15 protein-coding genes and 1 pseudogene are annotated in these 17,447 nt (G+C 47.2%); 2 read left to right on the plus strand and 14 right to left on the minus strand.

Features of this window, described 5'->3' with window-relative positions:
• Positions 1-245 precede the first annotated feature (245 nt).
• From IKW96_RS03575 to IKW96_RS03635, 13 genes and pseudogenes are all read right to left on the minus strand, one after another.
• Positions 246-3,488 (minus strand): lectin like domain-containing protein, encoded by a 3,243-nt coding sequence (locus IKW96_RS03575; RefSeq protein ID WP_296570358.1) that lies wholly within the window; start codon positions 3,486-3,488, stop codon positions 246-248.
• Between the two features lie 133 nt (positions 3,489-3,621).
• Complete coding sequence (locus IKW96_RS03580) at positions 3,622-6,150, minus strand: AMP-binding protein (protein WP_296570361.1); 2,529 nt, start codon at positions 6,148-6,150, stop codon at positions 3,622-3,624.
• A gap of 5 nt (positions 6,151-6,155) precedes the next feature.
• Complete coding sequence (locus tag IKW96_RS03585; RefSeq protein WP_296570363.1) at positions 6,156-6,374, minus strand: hypothetical protein; 219 nt, start codon at positions 6,372-6,374, stop codon at positions 6,156-6,158.
• A 16-nt stretch (positions 6,375-6,390) separates the two neighbouring features.
• On the minus strand, positions 6,391-7,149 hold the full coding sequence (locus IKW96_RS03590) for a YdcF family protein (RefSeq protein WP_296570365.1): 759 nt from the start codon (positions 7,147-7,149) through the stop codon (positions 6,391-6,393).
• Positions 7,150-7,995, minus strand: a complete 846-nt coding sequence (locus IKW96_RS03595; RefSeq protein WP_296570367.1) for a PHP domain-containing protein — start codon at positions 7,993-7,995, stop codon at positions 7,150-7,152.
• Between the two features lie 216 nt (positions 7,996-8,211).
• The gene (gene rsmI / locus IKW96_RS03600; protein WP_296570370.1) at positions 8,212-9,036 is read right to left on the minus strand and encodes a 16S rRNA (cytidine(1402)-2'-O)-methyltransferase; all 825 of its coding nucleotides are present in this window, start codon (positions 9,034-9,036) and stop codon (positions 8,212-8,214) included.
• On the minus strand, positions 9,033-9,755 hold the full coding sequence (locus IKW96_RS03605) for a methyltransferase (RefSeq protein ID WP_296570373.1): 723 nt from the start codon (positions 9,753-9,755) through the stop codon (positions 9,033-9,035). Before IKW96_RS03605 ends, rsmI begins: the two co-directional genes overlap by 4 nt.
• 1 nt (position 9,756) lies before the next feature.
• Positions 9,757-10,164, minus strand: coding sequence for a hypothetical protein (locus IKW96_RS03610; RefSeq protein WP_296570377.1), 408 nt, complete (start codon positions 10,162-10,164; stop codon positions 9,757-9,759).
• A 42-nt stretch (positions 10,165-10,206) separates the two neighbouring features.
• The gene (locus IKW96_RS03615; RefSeq protein ID WP_367112941.1) at positions 10,207-10,701 is read right to left on the minus strand and encodes a GNAT family N-acetyltransferase; all 495 of its coding nucleotides are present in this window, start codon (positions 10,699-10,701) and stop codon (positions 10,207-10,209) included.
• Positions 10,693-11,220 (minus strand): annotated as a pseudogene (locus IKW96_RS03620) (cysteine hydrolase family protein); the annotation flags it as partial. The pseudogene IKW96_RS03620 and the gene IKW96_RS03615, both read right to left, overlap by 9 nt.
• Positions 11,217-12,293, minus strand: a complete 1,077-nt coding sequence (gene mnmA / locus IKW96_RS03625) for a tRNA 2-thiouridine(34) synthase MnmA (RefSeq protein ID WP_296570380.1) — start codon at positions 12,291-12,293, stop codon at positions 11,217-11,219. The gene mnmA and the pseudogene IKW96_RS03620, both read right to left, overlap by 4 nt.
• A 42-nt stretch (positions 12,294-12,335) precedes the next feature.
• Positions 12,336-12,983: an HAD family phosphatase gene (locus tag IKW96_RS03630; protein ID WP_296570383.1), complete on the minus strand. Its 648-nt coding sequence runs from the start codon at positions 12,981-12,983 to the stop codon at positions 12,336-12,338.
• A 14-nt stretch (positions 12,984-12,997) separates the two neighbouring features.
• Positions 12,998-14,191, minus strand: a complete 1,194-nt coding sequence (locus tag IKW96_RS03635) for a nucleotidyltransferase (protein ID WP_296570387.1) — start codon at positions 14,189-14,191, stop codon at positions 12,998-13,000.
• Positions 14,192-14,450: 259 nt separating this feature from the next.
• Between IKW96_RS03635 and IKW96_RS03640 the strand changes: the two genes are divergently transcribed.
• Positions 14,451-15,650 carry an acetate/propionate family kinase gene (locus tag IKW96_RS03640; protein WP_296570390.1) on the plus strand — a complete coding sequence of 400 codons (1,200 nt, stop codon included), beginning with the start codon at positions 14,451-14,453 and terminating at the stop codon, positions 15,648-15,650.
• Positions 15,651-15,756: 106 nt separating this feature from the next.
• Here IKW96_RS03640 and IKW96_RS03645 read toward each other — a convergent pair whose 3' ends face one another.
• Entirely contained in the window at positions 15,757-16,617 is an 861-nt protein-coding gene (locus tag IKW96_RS03645; RefSeq protein ID WP_296570394.1) for a DUF3737 family protein, read from the minus strand.
• Between the two features lie 267 nt (positions 16,618-16,884).
• Between IKW96_RS03645 and IKW96_RS03650 the strand changes: the two genes are divergently transcribed.
• On the plus strand, positions 16,885-17,439 hold the full coding sequence (locus tag IKW96_RS03650; RefSeq protein ID WP_296570397.1) for a sigma-70 family RNA polymerase sigma factor: 555 nt from the start codon (positions 16,885-16,887) through the stop codon (positions 17,437-17,439).
• Positions 17,440-17,447: the final 8 nt, after the last annotated feature.

Below are 17,447 nucleotides of genomic sequence, written 5' to 3' on the forward strand. Positions count from 1 at the left end.
CAATCCTTTGTATCGTTTCTTAATCTTCTTTAAACACATTGTACACTTTCAACACAGCGTTTTTGGAAGTTTTCACATAAATACGGGCTGTAATATCGAAAAGTTACAAATTGGTAAAAGCATTTTAGACACTTATTACACAATTTACTGCTCATTCTTTTATACCTATTGCCTAACGGATACAAAAGAAAGTGCTTCGGGCAGTTAATTTTTGACAATAAAATCAAACAAACGTTTCGTTGCCGCTAGTTAACTTTGTTGACTGATTTTTGTGAATAAATTACAAGTATCGCCGCAGCGTCTACAGCGTCAATAATGCCGTTATTATTCGTATCAGCGTATTTTCGCCTTTCATCGGGTATCTCTCCCTCTTTGCCTGTCGAAACAGCCGCATAATGCCTGAGGACCCTTGCCGCATCTACTGCGTCAACATAGCCGTCAGCGTTCACATCTCCCGTCTCATTCTCTACAGGCGGTATATACAGGGACTGTGATGCAAATGAGGAATCAGTAGCCGAATAGCGTATATAGCAGCCTTTCGACCTGTCTACTACCCTGCTCGACTTGTATTCCATACCGATGAGCCTGCTTACCTGCTCCTCAGTCACGCCGCTTCTTTGTGCCATAAGCCCGGTAAATTCCTCAGCGCTGTAGCCGTAGTCCTCGGCAAGTGCTTCAAGAGCCATCTGCGGAACATATCCCTCATAGGTTACCTCGCAGTCGTATACGCCGTTATATGTGTACCTTCCGTCGCTTACCCTGGAAATATCGTTGATATCGGGTTTTATTCCAAGAGCCTTCGGTATCTCGAACTTTACAGGCTCGCTTTCAAACTTTCCCCCGCCGCCTCTGACTATAAGTGTAAAGGTCTCGCCTGGGATCACATTGATATAACAGAGCCCGAAGGTATCGGGATCGACAGTATCACCCGATATCAGCCTGCCCTTTGCCTTAACAAGATCCATAAGCTGTCCGTGCTCTATCATCAGCTCTGCCCTTTCGGCAGCTTCTGCATCGAGCGGACCTATTGCCTCGCTTCTGAAATTAATGGAAATATTGGAAATATCATACCTCTCAGGCACCTGTACGGGTATCTCCACGCCGTTCTTTATGGCTGTGAGCTCCATGCCTGCATAATCGAGAACTTTGTCCATAACGGAAAGTTCCTTTCCGTCGGGAGCGATTATCTTATCGGCAATAGAGGAGCTGATCACGCCTTTTTCCTCATCAAAGCCGATAAGCGCCCTGTTTACATGGAACGTTACCGTATTTTCAAGGACGTTTTCACCCGATAGCTTGATAACAATATCGGTAGTGCCGAACTGTACGGGCACACTTTCTATCCATTCTCCACTTTTATACTTCTTTCCGCCGTATTCTGCGTCATATACCGTACCAAGACATAAGGAGAGCTTTTCCGTGCTTGTCGGGATATAAATACTGAACTCCTTCTCGGAAATACGCTCCGCATAGCGCAGGATACCGTTGTTCCTGTACGCCGTGGGGATATATCCTATCCAGTTGAACTCCGCGGTTTTCGGATAAAAACTGCGCTTTGAAAAAGCTTTTGCCCCCTCACATTCGCATATCGCACTGATAGTTGTATTTCCGTTTATTGCAAACGGCTCTTTGTACGCCTCTGCTTCACCGCCGTCCTTGAAACAGCGGATATTCTCAGAACTGCCTCCGTAGGAAATGCTCACCTTTTCGTCCAGCGGAACAGCTCCGCCATGATGCGAGAAGTTAACCTTGCCGACAGGATCGGTATATGCTTTTAAAGTAAGATTTCCCAGTCTTATTTTAAGGTCGCCTTTTGCAAAGGTCTCCTTGTAGTTTTTCTCGCTTTCGGCTGCTTTTTCGAGAAGTTCCGTATCAGTTTCCTCAAGTCCGTCGTAAAGCTGCTCAATAAAGGAGTCAAGCAGATCCTGCTTTTCTTCCTCGCTCAAAGTCACATCTTCATCAGTTACGTCGTTCCATTCCTTGCCGTCAGTGCTGAAAAAGCTCTGATTCTCGCCTGTATATTCCTTTATTTTCGAGTCCTTTGTGTAGGAGCTGAGGTCATAGTACTTCTCGTCGCTCTCCCTGACGTAAAGACTGCTTTCCAGCGGCAGTACAAAAGGAGAATCTTCACAGAAAAGCTTCACGACTACTGCAAATTTCTCGTTTTTGTCAAGGATAACAGGCTTTTCAAGGTCAAGTGTAAAAAATCCCGTATTATCACATCTGCCTTTAGTGACCTCCGAAGCCTTTCCCGAAGACGGATCAGTTCCGTCGGTCAGATCCGTATATATGGTTATTTCATAATCAGTTCCCGCATTATAGATATATGTGCCGACCGCGCTGAGCTGTTCATCTCTTTCAGCTGTAAAAATATCAGCCATATATGACGGTCCCTCTTCCTCGGGAGTATCATACGCCGAAAGCGTCTGTATCGGAATAAAACTGTCATACTGATAGATATTTTCGTGCCCGTCTGCGTCGTCAAGCTCAAAAACCGCGAAATCCTCAAGGGATCTGTCATAGTAGGATATCCATATATAGCCGTCCTCACCGTCATTTGTTCCCCAGCTGTTCTTGCACAGCCATGCGCCGTTTCCGTCGGGAGAGTTGCGGAACTTATCCGCCGGGAATGTATCGTCCCAGCCGACTACAGTCACAGCATGATTGGCAAAACGGGGCTTGCGCTTTGAATTCGAGGTGCTGTACTCTCCGTTCCAGTTGCGCTTTTTGTCGGACATATAGGAAACATCGACTGCGTTTCCCTTGTATACAAAGCCCTTTATCATGTTATTTATGTCGCCGAAGTTCTCTCTGTCCTTATCGTAATCAAAGCTGTAGGCATTTCTCATATGATAGTCGGACTGCCTCTGCATATGGTCGACCTCCGACGTATTATCGAAGAACCTGGTATTTGCATACGGAAGTCTGCTCTCATTGACAGGTCCTATCCACTGTGACCAGGCATTGGATACCATTCTCGAGTTGCCGCCCTCGCCGATAACGTCCTCAACGGCAGTTGAAGCAGAATACAGCTGATCAAATCCGTAATAGGGGTAATAAGCCGTGTGCAGCTCAGAAAGGTCGATATAAGGGACTTCCGACAAAAGACTGGTCTCCGCGCTTGCGATTGCGGCATGAGCCCAGCAGGTACCGTATGTGCCCTGAGATTTCACCGACGTTGAACCATAGACCGTTCTCATATCAAAGCTTTCGGGGAAAGAAACGCTGTCAGGCGCAGTTTTCTTATATGACGGACAAACCGCTCCGTAAGCCGCCATTGGTTCAAATTTACTGCCGTCGCCGCCTACGCATTTGAGCACAGGCATTGACAAAGAGCCGGACTGCGACTGCAAAGAAGCTCTTTTACGTCCGCTTTCACCGAGTTCCAAGCCTTTTAACTCTGCCGCAAAAGCAGAAAACGGTACAGAAGCCGCTGCAATGACAAAAGCTGCAGCCGCAGCCGTAAATTTTCCTGTCGGATTTCCCATATTATCTCTCCCTTCACCATCTCCCGCACTTCCGAGGAAAATACAAGTCAATTATACCACAAAAGCCTGTTTTTGTAAAGAAAAAAAGTGCCTTTGAAACAATATCCAAAGGCACTTTACATATTAACTGATATTATGCTGTAACTATGCTGTCAGCCTTGTGAAGCTTGAGCTTTTCAACAGCCTGTTCTCTCATCTTGTATTTGAGTATCTTGCCAGCCGCATTCATTGGGAAACCGTCAACGAAATCAACATATCTCGGACACTTGTGCTTTGCCATACGTGCGAGACAGAAGTCCTTGATCTCCTTTTCAGTAGCAGTTTCGCCGTCCTGAAGAATGATACACGCCATTATCTCCTCGCCGTAGTCCTCATCGGGAACGCCGATGACCTGTACGTCCTTTACCTTTGGATATGTATAGAGGAAGTCCTCGATCTCCTTGGGGTAGATATTCTCGCCGCCGCGGATTATCATATCCTTGATACGTCCTGTTATCTTGAAATAACCATCCTCGGAGCGGCGTCTTGCAAGGTCTCCTGTGTGGAGCCAGCCCTCGCTGTCGATAGCTGCGGCTGTAGCCTCAGGCATTTTATAGTAGCCCTTCATGATATTGTAGCCTCTTGCAACGAACTCGCCGTCAACATCGTCTGGGAGGTCTTCATTGGTCTCGGGATCAACTATCTTGCACTCAACGCCGAAGATAGGTCCGCCGACTGTATTTACGCGCTGTTCCAGTGAGTCGGTAGTCTTGCTCATAGTTGTTGCGGGAGAAGCCTCGGTCTGTCCGTAAGTGATGCAGATCTCGCTCATATGCATTTTTTCGATGACCTCTTCCATAGTCTTTATCGGACACGGAGAGCCTGCCATGATACCCGTTCTCATATACGAGAAGTCGGTGCTGTCAAAGTCCTTGTGACCGAGCATAGCGATGAACATAGTCGGTACGCCGTGGAAACAGGTTATCTTCTCCTGATTTATGCAGGCAAGTCCCTTTCTTGGTGAGAAACGGGTTATAGGCGACATGGTCGTACCATGCGTCATGGACGCAGTCATAGCCAGAACCATGCCGAAGCAGTGGAACATAGGCACCTGTATCATCATGCGGTCTGCTGTGGAAAGATCCATGCAGTCTCCGATTGCCTTGCCGTTGTTTACTACATTATAGTGTGTGAGCATTACACCCTTCGGGAAACCTGTAGTTCCCGAGGTGTACTGCATATTTGCAACATCGTGGATATCAATTGTCTTTCTGACGCGCTCTACCTCGCTGTACGGAACGTTCTTCGAGAGCTCGACAGCCTCCTCCCATGTGAAGCAGCCGTTATTCTTTGAATCAATGGTGATAACGTTCTTGAGGTAAGGAAGTCTTGCGGAATTGAGCTTGCCTGCCTCGCAGGTCTCAAGCTCGGGGCAGAGCTCCTTGATGATATCAACGTATTTAATATCCTTGATACCGTCTATCATTACAAGAGTCATGGTATCGGACTGTCTCAGCAGATACTCAGCCTCATGGATACGGTATTCTGTGTTCATAGTTACAAGAACTGCGCCTATCTTTGTGGTCGCCCAGAAAGTGATGTACCACTGAGGAACGTTTGTAGCCCATATAGCAACATGGTCGCCCTTCTTTACGCCCATTGCAAGAAGCGAACGCGCAAAGCTGTCCACATCGTCACGGAATTCGGGATAGGTCCTTGTATAATCGAGCTCGGTATAGCGGAAAGCGTACTGATTCGGGAACTGCTCGCATATACGGTCGAGTATGTCTGGGAATGTATAGTTGAGGATACGCTCCTTCGGCCACGGATACTGTCCGTCACCTCTCATATTGGTCTGAAGCGGGTGCTTGTGCTTTTTCTTGTAAGGAGCCATATACTCGGCAAACTGTGGTATAACGATACCTGCATCACTGAGGTCGCGTGCCCAGCGCTTTACCCATTCAAGGGAGATATAGCCGTTGTAGTTGATAGTGTCAAGAGCTTCTATCATAGCCTTTACGGGAATATCACCGGTGCCCATGATACGGTACTCGACCGTGCCGTCCTCGCGCATAACACTGTCCTTGACCTGTATGTACTTTATGTACTCGCCGAGATTAGCCACCGTAGTTTCGGGAGCTTCACCGTGATAGCGGTAGGGATGGTGCATATCCCACAAAGCTGCTACCTTGCGGCTCTTCACCTCGTCAAGAAGCTTTGCAAGACGTGCAGTATCGGAATAAACGCCGTTTGTCTCGACAAGAAGTGTAACATTGTACTCCTCGGCAATTGGAACAAGCTTTTTCAGAGCCTCTGCAACGTACTCGTCATCGACCTCGTCCACAGGATCGGGAGTAAGGTCAGCGAGTATCCTTATATATGAAGCGCCAAGCTTGCCTGCAAGCCTGGCATATGCCTTTATCTCGTTTTCAGCTTCCTGGTACTTGTCCTTGAATTTAAGGCAGGCGCCTGAAGAAAGACATGGTATCTCAAGTCCGAGAGACTGAAGCTTAGCAATAGTGGCAGGTAGCTGAGCCTCGGTAAAAGGCTGAGCCTTGACAGAGAATATCTCGTTACCGAGTCCTCTGATCTCAATTCCGTCAAATTTGAAATCCTTTGCCATTGAATAAATGTCTGTCCACGACCATTCCGGACAAGCAAGTGTTGAAAATCCAATTTTCAAAATAATCATTCCTTTTCATTATTGGTATTGCTACGTTTCAAATCATCAGTCTCGACCTGAAGTTCTTCAGCGCTGTAATCCTTTCTGTCAAAGCCCGAAGATGTCATATATGCCTCCGCCTGCTTCTTTGTGCGAAAGCGGCGGGCAAATTTACTGTTATATACCGAAAATCTCGGAGAAACCACAAACATTTCCTCTGGGATATGCCTTATGACCCATTTCACATAAGCTCCCTCCCTGTCAGAAAAGCTTGTAATACAATACTCCGAACCATTCTCTCACCCAATAAGTCGGCAGCAGGTACCACGCTGTCCTCGCCGAGATATTATGGGACTCTATTCCGGTTTTCTCAGCCAAGATGTCAGCTCTCAGCTGATGGAACCCGTCCGTCACTATAGTTATGTCCGCAGGAAGTCCGTTTTCGTCAATGATCTTCTTTGAAAAGCTGAGGTTTTCCTCGGTATTCACGGACTTGTCCTCCATGTAGATACGCTCCGGAGCTATACCGTTACCCACGAGCCAGTCCCTCATGCACTGAGCCTCGCTTATGGATTCGTCCTCGCCCTTGCCTCCCGAAACGACGACCTTTACGCTTTCATGTCCGGAAAGGTAATCATACGCGGCTTTAAGCCTGCGTGAGAGCATAAGGCTTGGTGCTCCGTCCCTTACCTGACAGCCAAGAACGACCAGCGTTGTATTCTCATTCTTCGGCCTGTCATTTGCAGCTTTTATCATAAATACGCTTATAACAGCGGCAGTTACCACGGAAACAGCTGCAACACCCCCGACAACTCCGACCAGGAGCTTTCCAAGAGGCTTTTCCCAGCAGCGTCCGACAAATATACTGAACCTGTTCCAGAACAGCAGTATCAGTACCATAAGCGCTGAAACTGCCATTCCAATGCCGTTGCCTATATTTATTATATTCCTCGATACAGGCAGCAGAAAGAGCATGAACAATCCGAAAAATGCGGCGGCAGAGATACATCTTGCAGCCATTTATGCTTCCTTGCTCCTTAAAGCGGCAAGCTTCAGTATCCTGTCAAGGTTTTCCTTTGTAGTTGTCTCGCTGCCGAGATGTGTCGGAACTTTATTGTACAGTCCGTGGAAGTCCGAACCGCCCGTTTCGATAAGATCATATTTCTTTGCTATCGCCTGAAGCTTCTTGCGGCACTTTGCGTCCGCTGAGAAATGTCCTACCTCGACGCCGTCTATCTTGCCGTTCTTTGCAAGCTCCTCAAGGAGTTCAAGGTTATCGTACTGTGCAGGGTGAGCCATGACGGCAACTCCTCTTGCAGTACGTATCAGATCAACGACAAAATTAACGTCGGGATACTCTCTTTCCACGTAACATGAACCATTTTCAGGGTTGAAAAGCTCGCGGTCGAGCTCCCCGTAAAATTCAAGCGCATAGCCGTAGTCTATGAGCGCACGCATGATATGCTGCTTGAAAATGCTCTTTGAAGCAGTTGTGCGCTTTAATATGCTTTCCTGGGTGATAGGGTATTTCGCCATGACCTTTTCGATCATTTCCTTCGAGCATTCCTTCCTTATCTCGCAGGATTTGAGACAAAGCCCTTCTAGTCGGTTGGGCTTTGACGGTGCATAGCAAAGAATATGCACCTTGCTGTTTCTTTCCTTGTCCCACGCTGAGAGCTCAACGCCGTGAAGTATCTTTATACCTGCGCGGTCGCCGAGTACATCGGCTCTTGAAAAAGACGCCATAGTATCGTGATCGGTTATTGACAGCCAGTCAATGTTCATTCGCTTCGCCTGAGCAATTACATCCTCAATACCAAGCGAGCCGTCGGAAAGCGTGGTGTGACAGTGCAGATCGCAAATCATACAGTACCTTCTTTCGCCGCCTAAAACGCGGCAGGATATTAATAAAATAGTATTGGTGAAACGCTTCTTTCAGAACATATTTGCAGCTTTTTGCTGCAACAGTCATAATAACGCTAATAATTATATCACAAATCATTTAAAATTTCAAGCTTTTTCACTAATTTTTACATTATTATCATTTTTAATATAAAGAAGTATACCGAAAAACCTACTATTTTACTGGAGTTTTGCGTAAAGCTCGCTCTTTCTGAAACCTGTCTCTTTTGCCACCGCCTTGCAGGCGTCCGTTGGCTTCTCGCCCATGCTTATGAGCTTATTGACCTGCTCCATGGCCTGCTCGACAGTTATATCACCGCCGCTGTTTTCCTGCGCTCCCTCGAGTACGAGCACGAACTCGCCCTTCGGCTCGTTTTCGCTGTAATAAGCCACAGCCTCGGAAAGAGTGAGCCTTAGGACTTCCTCATGAATCTTTGTGAGCTCGCGGCAGAGGGATATTCTGCGTTCTCCGCCGAAAAAACCGGCAAGGTCGGAGAGAGTGGTTTTCAGCTTGTGGGGAGCTTCATAGAATACCATTACCGCCGTTTCGCCGCGAAGCCTTTCAAGGCGCTCGCTTCGCTCCTTTTTCGGGACAGGCAGGAAGCCTTCAAAGGTAAATCGGCGCGTACTCAGCCCGGATACGGCAACTGCCGAAACAACGGCACTCGGTCCGGGGACTACCCTTATGTCGATATTGTTCTCGGCGCATAGCTTCACGAGAACTTCTCCCGGATCAGAGATACAGGGCATACCTGCGTCGGTAACGATACCGCAGCTCTCCCCTGCAAGAAGCCTGTCTATTATGCGCTGTGCATCGGCTTTTGAGCTGTGCTCATGAAAGCTGACGAGCTGCTTCTTTATCTCAAAGCGATTGAGCAGCTTCAGCGTGACTCTCGTATCCTCCGCGCATATGAAATCCACAGCTTTCAGCGTGTCGAGCTGTCTTATGGTTATATCGTCAAGATTGCCTATCGGAGTTCCGATAACATAAAAAATACCGCTCATACCTGCTCCTTTCCCGTGTCATATATCTTTTGCAGCTCCTCGGAAAAACCGTTCTCGCTGCGTATGTAGAGCTGCGGTTCGACCTTCATAAAGGGCTTGGAGCCTTTTTTGCCCTCTATCAGGAAAAGCCACGGAGCTTCATCGGAGTTTTTGGACACGAAGCGCAGCCTTTTAGGCTCGATATCATGGCTTTTCATGGCTAATATCACGTCGCTTAGGCGCTCGGGACGGTTGCATACGCATAGCCTGCCGCCGAATTTCAGCAGCTTCTGAGCCGCCGCGCATACGTCGTCAATGGTGCAGAGTATCTCGTGACGGGCTATTTTCTGAGCTGTGATAACGCTCTGAAAGCCTGCATTGTTCACCTTATACGGCGGATTGCAGGTCACAAGGTCAAGCTGCCCGAGCGGAGCGCCCTCCCAAAGCTCTTTCAGGTCGGCACATACAGGAACTATGCCCGTGGTCTCACTTTTTTCCAGTCCGAGACGGAGCTGCTCTACAGCGCCCTCCTGTATATCCACCGCGTATGTGACCTGCGGCGGCATTTTCTTCTGCATGATAAGCGGTATTATGCCGCAGCCCGTACCTAAGTCGCATACCTTGTCCTTTGCACGGTACTGCGAGAAGTCCGCCAGCAGAAATGCGTCCGTTCCGAAGCGGTGGTCGCTGCTGGCGCAGACGTATATCTTATCCGTAAGCTTTTCGTATTTATATTCCATTTTATTTCCCTTTTAGTTTTTCTGCATTCAGATAATTGGCATTGGCAGGTATGAACACGTTATTTATGTAACAGCGGAAATCATGAGAAATATGTCTGCCGAAGCACTGCCATGCCTCACTGTTGTCCGTAAGATACTCAAGAACAGACACTTCCACGGCGTTTACAACATCTTCATCGCCGTTTCGCCACATTTCCCCGATCACTTCACAGTAAAGCCTTATCATTTCATGCTCTTTATCGGCTTTCAGCAGTTCTGTCAATGGAATATTGATCATTTCGCCGACCAAAACGTGCAGCAGTACCTCTCCGTACATTTCCATATGCCCGGAATAAAGTCTTTTGCCATCCGGCAGCCTTTCCGCCAGCATTTTTGCACAGTCATTTTTGTCGAGTTGCAAAACGTTCATTCTGCCTTTTTCCTATCATATCAAATATTCATAAATAAACAATTATCTTCTCATCATTACAAGATATTCTGTAGTTCCTTCTTCCAATTTCCTGTTGTCTGTGAGATGGAAACCATGAGCTTCATAGAAACGTATGGCATCAGTATTCTTTTCAATTGTCCAAAGGAAACTTACAGGATAGTTTTCTTTGGCATATTCTATTAATTCCGAGCCTGTTCCCTGCCCCTGAAAGAAAAGATCAACATACAATTCAACGATCTCTTCTTTATCAATGCGGATAAGTCCTTTTATTATTCCGTCATCATACAGGAACATATTGTTAAGAAATCCGTTTGCAATGTACTTTTCAGCCACAGAAAGCACCTGAAGTTCACCAAACGAGTACACATCGTCCTTAAATATTGAACGATACTTCATTCGTTTTGCAAAAACAAGTATCTCCGCAATACGCGAAACGTCTTCTTCTGCCGCTCTTCTGATGATATGAGTCTTTTTAGTCTTAATACTTTTCAGCTCATATCTGTTATTCTGTATCATTTCAATTGCTTCCGCAATAGAAACGCAGTTTGCATACCTGTTTTTCCACATGAACTCGTTGTAATAGCGGTAGGTCTGTTCTGCCGTCATATGATCGTTATCAAATGTGGAATTGCAGTATTCGGGAACTATCACCTCGAAGCCGTGCTCAAAGCCGCATTTCACAGCGGCGTCTATGCAGTAATCCGTCTGCAGGCCCGTGATTATGAGCCTTTTCACAGCTTTTCCTCTCAGAAATTCAAGCAGTCCGCTGTCACGGAACGGGCTGTTCACGGACTTATCAAAGATACGCTCGCCTGCTTCGGGAGCAAAATCCCTGCACACATCAAAGCCCTCATTCCCCCTGGAAAGGGGCTGCCCCTCGCCGTCATCATGACGGACATAGATGACTTCGGTGCCGTTTTTGCGCGATTCCGCTATTAATCTGCGGACATTCCCTATGTATTTATCAAAAGCATAGAGCTTTTCGTTTGTTATGAGCTCCTGCGCGTCTATAACAAGAAGTGCGGTTTTCGTCATTTTATAGTACCTCCGCCGACTACGACATCGCCGTCGTACAGCACTACAGCCTGACCGCATGTTACCGCCCTCTGCGGCTCATCAAACTCCACTCTGTACTCGCCGTTCCCGATATATGACACAACAGCAGGCTGTTCCTTCTGACTGTATCGGGTCTTTGCCGTAACTCCCATGGGCTCTTCCAGCTTTTCAACGGAAATAAGATTGAAATCGTCGGCAATAAGGCTTTTTGTGTATAGGTCGGCTTCATTGCCGATAGTGACAGTATTTGCTTCGGTGTCCTTCTTTACAACATATGCAGGGTGTCCGAGAGCAATGCCCAGCCCCTTGCGCTGACCGATGGTGTAGTTGATGATGCCCTTATGCTCTCCGAGAACGTTTCCGTCCATATCCACGAATTTGCCGCACAGCGTATCGCAGCCCGTAAACCTGCGGATAAATGCAGCGTAATCACCGTCCGGCACAAAGCATATATCCTGACTGTCGGGCTTGTTGGAGTTAACAAGCCCTGCCTCCTCAGCAAGCTCTCTCACCTGAGTTTTTTCCAGTCCGCCCAGCGGAAACAGTGTATGCGCGAGCTGCTCCTGAGTTAGAGAATAAAGCACATATGTCTGATCCTTGCTGCGGTCTTTGGAGCGTTTCAGCAGATAACGCCCTGATTTTCCATCGTATTCCACCACCGCATAATGTCCGGTTGCGATATAGTCATAGCCGAGCTCCTGCGCCCTGCGCAGCATTTTGTCGAACTTCACATGACGGTTGCACTCGATACATGGATTGGGAGTTCTTCCGCAAAGATAGCTGTCCGCAAACTGCTTCATAACGTGCTCGCGGAAGTTGTCGCGGAAGTTGAAAACTATATGCTCAAAGCCCAGTCTGTATGCAACGCTCCTTGCGTCCTCCACATCGGAAAGCGCACAGCAGGTCCTGCCTTCTTTCTGCGCTTCGGAGATATCCTCGTCGGAAAAGAGCTTGAGAGTAACTCCCATTACCTCATAGCCGCTCCTGCGGAGCAGCATTGCAGCTACGGAGCTGTCAACTCCGCCGCTCATACCAACCATAACCTTTTTCATTTATCTGCTCCTCCCGAAAGTTCAAAGGCGGACTGCTCCGCCTCAGACAATGTCAATTATCTCGCCGATATTATTTACGTAATAGTCAGAAAGCTCGATTATACGGCTTTTATCGGCTTCCGCCACGCTGTCGTAAACACCGCATACGGTAAAGCCTGCAGCTTTAGCCGTTTCTATGCAGTGGAGCGAATCCTCCACCACAAGCACTTCTTCAGGTGCGGCTCCGAAGCGCTCTGCACCGCCGATGAAGATATCGGGAAAATTCTTCCCTGCAGGATATTCCACATCAGTGAGCAGAAAACGGAAGCGCTCATAAACTCCGCAGCGCCTCAGTGCAGCCTCCGCAAGCCTTTTGTATGTAGCCGTTGCTATACCGTATGGTACGCCGCGGCTGTCAAGAGCGTCAAGAAGCTCCGTTACATGAGGCTTCAGAGGTATCTGCTTCTCATAGCGCTCCCTGACCATATCCTCGATACGCCATATAACGTACTCTTTCGTACATTTCAGCCCGAATCTGTCGATAAAGTACTGCGACGACTCGTCAACAGTCATTTTCTTCACAACGTCCGAGACCTCGGGCGGCGGATCGGTTATTCCGTTTTCTATGAGAAATTCGCAGTCAATGCTGCTCCATACGGTCATGGAGTCGAGCAGAGTGCCGTCAAGATCAAAAATTATTCCCTTTATCATTTATTCTCCCGTTTTTATTCCATATCTATCATTATTTTTGCCCTGTAGTCCTTTTCAGCGGAGGTCACTGTCTCAAGGGCGAGCCCGTAAATATCGGAGGCTCTTATCTCAAGCTCCGCAAAACGCTCCGCAGTATCGCTGAGCTGCGAAAGCTTTGCGATTGACGAAGCAAACGGTATCTTTGCCCTGTCCTTTGCACGGGCAAGTACTTCCCTGCCCCTCTCGTTGAAAGCAAGTATCCTGCCGTAGGGCGGAAGCTGCTTCATGTCCTCCTTGGTCACGCCGATGAGAAGGTCAAGCATTATGCGTCTTATCCGCGCCATAGTGTATCTCTTCGTCTTAACGGTAAACAGCAGCTCGTCTATTGAACCTACCATTCTTGCGCCGTATATCCTGTGCTCGAGCCCCTGCCCCACATCGCAGATACGCTCTATTTCCTCAATCGTACTGCTTCTCAGCTTATAGAGCATTACACGCTCCAGTCTGCTGAGTGAAGCAATCTCACCCTTTGATACAGCCGTTTTTACCGCCTGTGCCCACTCGGGCGTGGTGAACTCGTCCACGGGAACTCCCCGATCTATCATATCGCGTAGATTTGAAGCGCTGGCAAAGCCGTTTTCTGTTTCCGTACTGTCATGATGAGCGTTTACGCGCTTTACGGTGAAAGGCTTCATATCAGAGCTGAACTTCTTCAATGCGCGGAGATATTCCACAGCAAGAGTATTGTTCGGCTCTGCAATTATCGCCGCTGATTCTGCATCATAGCCGTTTACAACGGAGTTGAGAGCTCTCGGGTATGTATAGCCCTTTTCCATTATGCTTTTTATCTCTTCTGCGTGAGTTACAGCCGCAGTATCCACAGTTTCCATAGCTTTCAGCAGCTTTTCCGCGCCGCCGCATTCGCTGCCGAACGACAGCTCGTCAACAGCTCCGAGAGAATCGAGAAGATACACTGCGCCCGAAGCGAAGTTTTCCGCGGAGGCAAGGCAATACTGCACGGGAAGCTCTATAACGAGATCCGCACCTGAACGTACTGCGAGACGGGCTCTTTCAAGCTTGTCTATAACCGCAACGTCGCCGCGCTGAACGAAATTGCCGCTCATTACCGCAACAACGTGTGTAGCTCCGTTTTCACGGGTCTTTCTGATATGGAAAAGATGTCCGTTATGGAATGGATTATACTCGCAAACTATACCGCTGACTTTCATTTTACTACCTCTCCTGTCAAATTTCAATGATTTGGACTGATTTTTTATTTCCTCTACATATTATTTATGGATTTTTCATCTGTTTTGGGCGATTTGTTAAACGAAAACCTCATTTTTTGCTGTATCCGAAGCATAAAATGCTCATTTTTCACCTTATCCTGCCCGTTTATTACCACCTTTTCAAAAAAAATACTTGCATTTTTCCAAAAATAGTATATAATAATATATGCAAAATATTTTTTGAAAGGAATTTTAATATATGATCATCTTAGTTGTTAATGCGGGAAGCTCTTCCCTCAAGTATCAGCTCATCGATATGAGTGACGAAAGCGTTATCGCAAAGGGTAACTGCGACCGTATCGGTATCGACGGACATATCAGCCACAAGACTGCCGACGGCAGAAAGCTCGATGAGGACTGTGCATTCCCTACTCACACAGAAGCTTTCATGAAGCTCGTTGAGTGTCTCACAAAGGGCGACGCAAAGGTTATTGACAGTATGGACGCTATTTCTGCTGTTGGTCACAGAATAGTACAGGGCGCAGACGTTTTCGACAAGTCTGTACTCGTTACCGATGAAGTTATTGATAAGATAGACGAGCTCCGCGAGCTTGCTCCCGTACATAATCACGCTCATGCCCTCGCTCTCAGAGCCTGCAAGAGCGTTATCCCCGCAAACGTACCTCAGGTAGTTGTATTCGATACAGCATTCCATCAGACAATGCCTCCCAAGGCTTTCATGTTCGGTCTCCCATACGAGGACTACGAGAAGCTCCACGTAAGAAAGTACGGCTTCCACGGCACATCTCACAGATTCGTATCCAAGGCTCTTGCTGAAGCTATGGGCAAGGATGTTAAGGATCTCAAGATAGTTTCATGTCACCTCGGAAACGGTTCTTCCATCACAGCTGTTGACGGCGGCAAGTCAGTAGATACATCTATGGGCTTCACACCTCTCGACGGTGTAGTTATGGGTACAAGAACAGGTTCTGTAGATCCTTCTGCCGTTACATTCGTAGCTGACAAGCACGGCTTTACTCCTTCGCAGATGAGCGAATACATGAACAAGAAGTCAGGCTTCCTCGGAGTATCAGGCGTTGGCTCTGATAACAGAGACATTCAGGAGGCTGCAAACAACGGCAACAAGAAGGCACAGCTCGTTTCAGATATGCTCGCATACGAGATCCAGAAGTACATCGGCGCATATGCTGCTGCAATGAACGGTATCGACGCTGTCCTCTTCACAGGCGGTATCGGCGAGAACTCATGGGAAGTAAGAGAGCAGGTTTGCCAGAACATGGATTACTTCGGAATCAAGATCGACGAGGCTCTCAACCGCACTATCAGAGGCAAGCTCACAAAGATCTCCACACCTGATTCAAAGATCGAGGTATGGATCGTTCCTACAAACGAAGAACTCCTCATCGCAAGAGATACACTTGCTCTTATTTCCAAGTAATTATATCACATATTTCTTTATAAAGCAACAAAAACCTGCACTAAACTGTGCAGGTTTTCTTATATATCATGATAAAAAGGCGTTCGAAATGAACGCCTTTTGGTAATTATATGCTTTGTCTCACGAGCTCGTCGTGACAGATTATCGTTGTACACGTCGGGTCTACTTTATCCTGCTCGAGGATAACAACTCCGATAGAATCGGCTTTGATGATTCCGCCGCGCGGATTTCTCACACTGTCGATATTTCCGATTATCTCAGCATTAACTACAGAATACTCAAATGCAAAGGAAGTATTCGGGAGCTTGCAGTTCTTCATCATAAGATTGTCTATGTAACACATTCCTTCACGGCTCTCAACGGTGCAGTTGATAAGCGATACATTTTTTGAATTCCAGCCGAAGCACTTGCCCTTTATAGTGGAATTGTAAATAACTATATTCTCACTGTTCCAGAAAGCGTCACGGCAGTCAATAACAGAATCGCGCACTGTTACGTTTTTTACTCCGTCGAAAGCGTATGCGCCCACAAGTTCAAGACCGCATATCTCCATACCGTCGCAGTCCATAGCGAAATAATCGCCGTTTACCTTGACTCTGTCAATGCGGACATTGTTGCACTTCCACAGTACCTCATCGCCGTTGGGAAAGCTCACATTTCTTAGGCTTATACCGTGGCAGCGGCGGAAACACTTGGGCGCTTCAACGATGATATCATCGGCGCTTACGTCCTTTGAGTACCATATAGCGGCACGTCCGTCCTCAGTCATCATGCAGTTTTTCAGCTTAATCATATCGCTGTGCCACAGTGGGAACTTGCAGGAAAAAGTGCTGTCCTCAAGTCTTATGTAGCTGCTGCGTTTGAGAGGCGCTTCTCCGTAACCGAAGGAAGTTCCGCCTATTTTGAGTCCGTTTGCCTGGTAAAGAGCTCTTTCCCCCGAAAAATGCTCATTATGGATCTCTTTCATAAATCTCACTCCTTATTCTATATCATTAAGACATTAAAATATCTAATGACCTCATATTGTATTATATCATACATTTTGTCTAAAAGCAACATTAAATCTAAAAATAAAACTTAACTAATTGTGAATGGCGCAAAAGAGCTAACAATAACGTTTTTGTTTTACATTTTTATTTTCCTTGTCATGCAACACTTTACATATGCTCTCCGTATGTGTATAATGAAAGCAGAACGTATACGCAAAGCTTTTCCGCAAGGGGGAGGTGGGACGATGAATGAAAAAGAGATAAAAAACGCCATGCAGAGGTCGAAAAGCGACGGCTTCCGCGTAATGTTCGACGAATACTGGAGCTATGCTTACACTATCGTGTACAATACTCTCCGCGGCGTGGCAAGCCGCAGCGATATCGAGGACTGCACAGCTGATGTTCTCAGCGACGTGGCTCTCAGCTACAATGCCGAACGCGAAGGCTCCCTCAAGGCATATATAGGAACTTCCGCCAAACGTCGGGCAATAGACATGAAACGCTCTCTTTCATCGAAGAAAAAAGTTCCCATTGACGATGAAAACTCTCCCGAGTTCCCCTCAGACGTCGATCTCGAAGCAAAAGCTGAAAGCTCCAGCATATCGGCTATACTGCTAAATAAGATCGAAGAGCTGGGCGAGCCCGACTCCTCGATAATCATACAGAAGTATTTCTACGACAGGAACTCCGCCGAGACCGCAAGGATACTCGGAATGAATCCCATAACCGTTAGGAGCAGACTCCGCAGAGCTCTGAAAAAGCTGAAAGCAGCCCTTACGGATATGGATATCACACTGTAAAGGAGGAT

This window comes from Ruminococcus sp. (assembly GCF_017549005.1).
GTDB lineage: Bacteria > Bacillota > Clostridia > Oscillospirales > Ruminococcaceae > Ruminococcus.

Coding starts and splice junctions, on each gene's coding strand:
- IKW96_RS03575 (WP_296570358.1), bottom strand. CDS start 3,488: ATGGGAAATCCGACAGGAAAATTTACGGCTGCGGCTGCAGCTTTTGTC.
- IKW96_RS03590 (WP_296570365.1), bottom strand. CDS start 7,149: ATGGCTGCAAGATGTATCTCTGCCGCCGCATTTTTCGGATTGTTCATG.
- IKW96_RS03595 (WP_296570367.1), bottom strand. CDS start 7,995: ATGATTTGCGATCTGCACTGTCACACCACGCTTTCCGACGGCTCGCTT.
- rsmI (WP_296570370.1), bottom strand. CDS start 9,036: ATGAGCGGTATTTTTTATGTTATCGGAACTCCGATAGGCAATCTTGAC.
- IKW96_RS03605 (WP_296570373.1), bottom strand. CDS start 9,755: ATGGAATATAAATACGAAAAGCTTACGGATAAGATATACGTCTGCGCC.
- IKW96_RS03610 (WP_296570377.1), bottom strand. CDS start 10,164: ATGAACGTTTTGCAACTCGACAAAAATGACTGTGCAAAAATGCTGGCG.
- IKW96_RS03615 (WP_367112941.1), bottom strand. CDS start 10,701: ATGATACAGAATAACAGATATGAGCTGAAAAGTATTAAGACTAAAAAG.
- mnmA (WP_296570380.1), bottom strand. CDS start 12,293: ATGAAAAAGGTTATGGTTGGTATGAGCGGCGGAGTTGACAGCTCCGTA.
- IKW96_RS03630 (WP_296570383.1), bottom strand. CDS start 12,983: ATGATAAAGGGAATAATTTTTGATCTTGACGGCACTCTGCTCGACTCC.
- IKW96_RS03635 (WP_296570387.1), bottom strand. CDS start 14,191: ATGAAAGTCAGCGGTATAGTTTGCGAGTATAATCCATTCCATAACGGA.
- IKW96_RS03640 (WP_296570390.1), top strand. CDS start 14,451: ATGATCATCTTAGTTGTTAATGCGGGAAGCTCTTCCCTCAAGTATCAG.
- IKW96_RS03645 (WP_296570394.1), bottom strand. CDS start 16,617: ATGAAAGAGATCCATAATGAGCATTTTTCGGGGGAAAGAGCTCTTTAC.
- IKW96_RS03650 (WP_296570397.1), top strand. CDS start 16,885: ATGAATGAAAAAGAGATAAAAAACGCCATGCAGAGGTCGAAAAGCGAC.